The organism is Occallatibacter sp., from assembly GCF_049802275.1.
In the GTDB taxonomy this organism is placed as follows: domain Bacteria; phylum Acidobacteriota; class Terriglobia; order Terriglobales; family Acidobacteriaceae; genus Telmatobacter.
In genome coordinates this window covers 1-6,591 of the sequence record NZ_JBARMD010000142.1, presented here as the reverse complement: position 1 = coordinate 6,591, position 6,591 = coordinate 1, and the positions used below count along the sequence as shown (strand labels likewise).

The following is a 6,591-nucleotide window of genomic DNA, read 5'->3' as shown; positions in this document are numbered from 1 at the left end:
CCCCATCTCCGTAGAGAAAGTCTCTCCTTTCAAAGATTTACGGTGCGGCCGTCGCTGCAAAGTATTCTTTCGATTGGACTTAGCCGCAGATTACTCTCAGCATTGGACTTAGTGGTATCTCTTCTCTGCTGCACGCAGTTTCGCAGTTTCACAGGCCCGTTTTGCGGAGAAGGCGACGCGCGAAGGCTTCGCAGACCTGCGAGACGATGGTGAGTTGAGAATAAAGGAGCCGAGGTCGCGCACATAGTCTCAGCGTAGGCTAATCGGCGAAATAACCTGCAAAATAGGCCGAGCATTTTGGCGTTTGCTTTGAGACGTTTATGCGGCGATGATGGGCTGGCGGGCTTGACTATTCGTGCCGCAGTGCCTCCATCGGCTGAACACCTGCAGCGCGGCGTGCCGGAATCCAGGTGGCAGCCACTGCGACGGCCAGCAAAAGTGCGACCCCTGCCACCAGCGTAGTCGGATCGTTCGGTGTGACTCCATAGAGCATCGATTTCACCAGTCGCGTGAGCCCTAGCGCGGCGCCAACGCCAACAACAACTCCAACCACGGTGAGCCACGTACTCTCGCGCAGAATCATGCTGCGCACCTGTCCGGGCTGCGCACCCAGTGCCAGTCGAATGCCGATTTCACTGGTCCGTTGCGCGACCGAATAGGCCATGATGCCGTAGATGCCGACGCAGGCCAGCGCCAGAGCCAGGACGCCGAAGCCCGCTGTGAGTGCGGCGAAGGCGCGCTCCATTTGCATGGTTGCATTGATCTGCTCCCGCTGCGTGCGGAAGTCAATGATGGGCAGGTCGCGGTCGACGGACTGAACAACCCTGCGCAGCTCCGGGAAAAGAGCGGAGGCCTGCATATTTGTACGAATCTGGTAGGTCAGCGTCCCCACCTCGGGCTGCTGCACGTAGGGAACAAAGAACTGCGCAGGCGGGTCGCCCCGCAGATCGGAGTAGCGCGTATCGGCGCAGATGCCGACGATCCGTATCCAATCGGAAGTTGCGCGATCTGCCTTGAACCGCTTGCCAAGCGGGTTGATATTCGGAAATCTCTTGCGAGCGAGAGACTGGTTAATGATCCCAACCTTGGGCGAAGTGGACGTATCCTGCGGTCCGAATCCGCGGCCCGCCACTATGGGAATTCCAAGCGTTGGAAAGAAGTCGATGCCCACCGTGTTTTCGTCCTCGGCACGCTTCATTTTGGCATCAAAGTTCTCCCCTTCCGCATAGAAGTCCGCATTGGTCATGTTCTGCGCGATATAAGGAATGGATCCCGGCGCAACGTGCTCGACGCCAGGAACTGCGGCGAAACGTGCTTCGAGTTGCTCATGTAATCGCACATCTTTCGGACCGGGATAGCGGCGCGCAGGCGGGCTGATTTCGAACAGAATGAGATGATCGGCATCGAACCCCACATCCACCGCATTCAGCTTCAACAATGTCCGCAGAAACAGGCCGGCACCCACCACGAGCAGCGTGGAAAGGGCAATTTGAAAAGCCACAATCGATTTTCCGGTAAGGCCTTTGCGCCGCCGAGATGTGCTTTGCGCGGTCTCTTTGAGAGTGCTGCTGACTTCCGAACGAGCTGCAAGCCACGCCGGAACCAATCCAAAAATTATCCCGGTAAGAAGCGTGACAGCAACGGTGAATGCGAACACGCCCCAATCGAAACGCGGAGCGAGAGATGCCCCATCGCCGCGCTCCCAGGCATTGGTCAACAGCTTCGGAAGCGTGCTTTGGCCGAAGTAACCAAGCAGCAGGCCACCAGCGCCTCCAATGGCCGCGAGCATCAGGCTTTCTGTGAGCAACTGGCGCAGGATGCGCGCGCGGCCAGCGCCCATGGCGAGACGAACGCTCATTTCACGCTGCCGTTGCGCACCTCGGGCCAGCAGCAGATTGGCGATATTGGCACACGCCAGCAGCACTACGAATGCCGTAAAGCCGGAAAGCACGAAGAGTGGCTTCTTGAACTCGCGATCTGCATAGTGCAGACCACGGCTGCCATCGGCGAGCGCGAGACGCGGAATCGTGTCGCCCTTTCCCAATGGCGTTGTCGCGCGAACCGCGGCCCGTAGTTGCACATCGAGAGCCGCCTCCGCCGCGCTGTCGTTGACCCCGGGTTTGACGCGGCCGACGATATTCACCCACCACAGTGTTGGGTCAGTCAGCAGTGATGTCTTGCCCTTGGGGTCAATCACGGGCTGCATGCTGATGGGCACAAACAAATCGGGAGGCTGCAGCACATTTTTTGCGCCGGTAAAGCCGCGCGGATTAACGCCGACAATCGTTACCGCTGTTTGGTTGAGGGTCAATGTTTTGCCAATCACGGAGGGCGAACGGCCAAAGTACTTTTGCCAGATCTCGTCGCTAATCACCACGACAGAACCCGATCCGGGAACCGCATCGTCTGACGCCTGCAGAACGCGTCCGAGCTGCGGATGGATGCCGAGTGCACCATAAAAATTTCCCGACACCATGGCTGCATTAACGCGTCGGGCATTGCCGTTGATGGTCGCGTTCATTCCATCTTCTTTGAACGCGATCAGATCCTGAAGCTTTTCGTTGTGCTCGCGCAGTTGCTGGTAAATGGGGTACGAAAATACCGAAGCCGTGGTGCCGCCGCCAGGCGCCAAATCGAAATCTCCCCACATGCTCGGGACGGCTTCGTGGCCATCCCCATTCCAGCGCAGCATGCGCAGCTCTTCCGGATGGGGAACGTTGAGTCGATCGTAGAGCAGTTGCTTGCCGATCGCGAAGATGGTGGTATTAGCGCCGATAGCGAGCGCGAGGGAGGATGCGGCAATCAAGGTGAAGGCTGGGCTCTTCGCCAAGATGCGAATTCCATAGCGAATGTCGGCTCGGAGTTCATCGAACCAGCGAAGCCCCAGCGATGCGCGCATATCTTCCTTGTGGGCGAGTGCGGGGCCAAGCGCGATGCGGGCCCGGCGAGCGGCCTCGGCGGGCGAGTCGCCCGCACGGACAAGGTCTTCGCAGAGTTGCTCGAGATGAAGCTGAAGCTCCGCTTCCATCTCGGTCTCAAGCCGGCTGCGGTTCAAAATGGAGCGCAGCCAAGAACGGAACTCCGCGTTCTTGCGAATTACAAATTCGAACAGCTTCATACATTCTCCGGCGTGGTGCGAAGAATTCCGGCAATGATGCCGGCCATGCGATTCCACTTCTCAGTTTCAGCTTCGAGGCGACGCTTGCCTGCGGCCGTGAGCCGGTAGTATTTGGCGCGGCGATTGTTCTCGCTGTCGCCCCATTCGCTGGCGATTACGCCTTGATGCTCCAGGCGATAGAGCGCTGGATACAGCGAGCCTTGCTGAATCACAAGCTCCTCGCCCGATATCTGCTGAATGCGCAGCAACACGCCGTAGCCGTGCAGCGGGCCGAGCGAAACGGCCTTGAGGATGAGCAGATCGAGTGTTCCCTGCAATATCTCCGTCTGCTTGTCTTGCGATTTATCAGCCAACCGGACTCTCCTTGACGATCTAGGAGAGAGATTACCTGCGGTCTCCTAGACTGTCAAGGAGAGTGTCAGGTAGATTCCCGATGTCATTGACTTGCAAGCCTCTGGTCAATGTTTGGCGTTCTGCTCCTGCAGCCACTTGTAGAGTGGTGCGAAGTAGTCGAGCATCGGCTGTGCATCCAGGTGATCGGTGCCTGCCATCTCTTTCAGAGTCTCCTGCCAGGGACGCGACTGACCCGCCTCGAGCATCTTTGCGAGCTTCTCGCCGGCTGCCTTTGAACCATAAAAGCTGCAGCGATTTAGCGGGCCCTGGTAGCCGCTGGCATCGCACATGGCTTTGTAGAACTGGAACTGATAGATACGTGCCAGGAAGTAGCGGGCATAGGGCACATTGGCAGGAATGTGATTCTTCGCGCCTGGATCGAAATCGGCTTCTGTGCGGTCAACGGGCGGAGCAACGCCCTGGTATTTCTCGCGAAGCGCCCACCACTCCTTGTTGTAATCCGCCGGCTTGATCTGACCGGAAAACACTTCCCAGCGCCATTTATCCAGCGCCAGCGCAAATGGCAGAAAAGCCACCTTGTCGAGAGCAGTCTGCAGTTGCAGCGGGATATCCGCCTCCGCGGGTGGATCGGTCGTTGTCAGCCCAAGCGTCTTCAGATATGCCGGGGTAATCGACAGTGCTATGGAATCTCCAATTGCCTCGTGAAAGCCATCATTCGCGCCACCGCGAAACATAAACGGCTGCTTGTTGTACGCGCGTTGATAAAAGTTGTGTCCCAGTTCGTGATGCACCGTGGTGAAATAGTCTGCGTTCACCTCGATGCACATCTTCACGCGCAGATCATCCTCAGAATCCACGTCCCAAGCCGATGCGTGGCACACGACTTCTCGGTCACGCGGATGCACAAACTGCGATCGCTGCCAGAAAGTCGCCGGCAGCGGTGCGAATCCGAGCGACTTGAAAAAGTTCTCTCCGTAATGGACCATATCCCGGCCTGCGGCGAGCCTGGCGGCGTGTCCTGCGTCCGATGAGAGATCCGCGCCGGGGACAAAAGCCGGTGCTGCAGCAGGGTCTTCTGCTGCAATCTGCTTCTTCAAAGCTGCTTCAAGGTCGACCGGCTTGTATTGCGAAAGGCTGGGATCAGTTGGCGCAACGATGTCGTAAATATTGCCCCACTCCTGGGCCCACATATTGCCCAGCAGTTGGGCCGGAATGAGTCCATCGGACCGCTCGGCTGCCTTGCCGTATTTAGCGATCAGCCTGCTGCGCACGTAATCGTGCAAGGCGCGATACATTGGTTCCAACTGCGTCCATGCGCGATCGAGTTCCGCCGAGAACTGCGCCGGAGTCATGTCGTATCCTGCACGCCATTGCTCGCCCGTATCGTTGTACCCCAGTTCTTTCGCACCGATGTTCTGCAGTTCGATGAAGCGCGCATACTTCTCGCGCATGGGCGCGCCGATGGCGTGCCATCCCACCCAGAGCTTCGTCAGTTCTTCAGGATTTTGCGAATGCGCCATGATGTCGGAGATCTCATCGATGCCCATGCATTTGGCGTCGGGGGCGGGATCCTGTCCAGCCGGAGTGCCGGGGCAGTACTTTCCCTTGCCGTACATCCCGGTCAGCTGGGCCGCGAGTTGCATCTGCTCGGCCAGCAACTTTGGCTCCCTGGGCGCGGCGGGCGCATTCAATTGCATCAGCATCATCTGCCTGCGCAAATCCGGAGGCAGAGTCACCTTATCCCAGCGATGGCTCTCTTCGACCAGTTGCAGGATCCGGGCCGTGACCTGCTCACCCATCACAGCGGTTGTAGCCTCCGTGTCGTCGGTGATGTCGGTTTCTGCTGTCCATTGGGCGTGCGACGCATCGGTGGCCAGTTTGAGAAGCTCCGCGTTCGCACGATCGAGGAAGACTCGCGCTTCGTCCGCGGAAGGGGGCTTGAGTTGTTCGGCGGTCTGGGCGGAAATGGAAGAAAGCGCGACGGCAAAAAACAGTGAAGCGGAGATCAAGGTAGATCGCATGGCGGGAAGTATAAAGCTGTGGCTCACGAAAAGCTGTGTCGAACGGTGCGGGATAAACACAGTTTCGACCCTCGGCCAGCACCCGGCTGCGAATTTTGCTCTCATCAAGCCCGTATTCTGCATCCCACAGAGAGGGCCATCGGTATTGCAAAAAAAACCTAGTGCATTCAAGGGGATGGCGTGTATTCTGCGTTGCCTGTGGCGGACCTGCCAAAAGCACCCTCCACACCGGCTTCAAATTCCATAGTCACCAAGGAGGAAGAAACATTATGGGTCATGGATTGATTGCGTGGATCATTATCGGGCTTATCGCGGGCTGGTTGACCGGAAAGCTCATGAAGGGGTCAGGTTTCGGCTTCTTCATGGATATGATCGTGGGCTTGGTCGGCGCCCTCATCGGCGGCTTTTTGGCGAGCCACCTTGGACTCGGCGGAGTTGGTGAGCACGGTTTGATCATCAGCATCATCATTGCGACCGTTGGGGCAGTGATTCTGACCTGGATTGTGCGGCTGATTTCAGGAAACAGAAAGCGCCAACCTCTGATCCGGGGGCGCTATCAGGCTGGGAATTTCCTTAACATTCCACTTCGAACGCATCGGCGAGGTCTTTCATCCTCGCCTTGCGTCCGTTCGTCCCGAAAGCTGCGGGTTTATGGGCTTTCTATGAGAGACTTGCACCCAACAGCAAGCGATAGAGGCTGGCCTGAATCTTCTAATCTGAAAGAACATGTGAGGTAGCTTTTGAGCCTGGTGAGAGACCTGCAATTCTCATTGCGCCAGTTGCGCAAAAGCAAGGTCTTCACCGTTGTTGCGGTGGTGACGCTTGCTCTGGGCATCGGATGCAATACCGCGATCTTCAGCGTGTTTTACAGCGTTCTGCTGCGGCCTCTTCCCTTCCCCGAGCCCGACCGCGTGGTGATGGTCTCAGAGCGCGCCACTCAGTTCCCGATTCTTTCTGTCTCGTGGCAGAATCTGAGGGATTGGGAGGCACAGAGCACTTCATTCGAGGAGTTCGGTGCTGCCCGCGTTTTTACTTCCGCACTCACCGGCAACGGCGAGCCTGAGCAGATCCCCAGCCTGATGATCAGCGGAAACCTCC

4 protein-coding genes and 1 pseudogene are annotated in these 6,591 nt (G+C 57.8%); 2 read left to right on the top strand and 3 right to left on the bottom strand.

Annotation, left to right across the window (positions count from 1 at the left end; translation table 11 throughout):
- Nucleotides 1-349: 349 nt before the first annotated feature.
- From WA354_RS04560 to WA354_RS04550, 3 genes are all read right to left on the bottom strand, one after another.
- Entirely contained in the window at nt 350-3,118 is a 2,769-nt protein-coding gene (locus WA354_RS04560; RefSeq protein WP_472811825.1) for an ADOP family duplicated permease, read from the bottom strand.
- Nucleotides 3,115-3,471: a PadR family transcriptional regulator gene (locus WA354_RS04555; protein WP_472811824.1), complete on the bottom strand. Its 357-nt coding sequence runs from the start codon at nt 3,469-3,471 to the stop codon at nt 3,115-3,117. The genes WA354_RS04560 and WA354_RS04555 overlap by 4 nt, the downstream gene beginning before the upstream one ends.
- Nucleotides 3,472-3,576: 105 nt before the next feature.
- Nucleotides 3,577-5,520, bottom strand: coding sequence for a M2 family metallopeptidase (locus tag WA354_RS04550; RefSeq protein WP_472811823.1), 1,944 nt, complete (start codon nt 5,518-5,520; stop codon nt 3,577-3,579).
- A 242-nt stretch (nt 5,521-5,762) separates the two neighbouring features.
- Between WA354_RS04550 and WA354_RS04545 the strand changes: the two genes are divergently transcribed.
- Both WA354_RS04545 and WA354_RS04540 read left to right on the top strand, forming a co-directional pair.
- Nucleotides 5,763-6,230, top strand: coding sequence for a GlsB/YeaQ/YmgE family stress response membrane protein (locus tag WA354_RS04545; RefSeq protein WP_472811822.1), 468 nt, complete (start codon nt 5,763-5,765; stop codon nt 6,228-6,230).
- A gap of 3 nt (nt 6,231-6,233) precedes the next feature.
- A pseudogene (locus tag WA354_RS04540) lies at nt 6,234-6,591 on the top strand (ABC transporter permease); the annotation flags it as partial.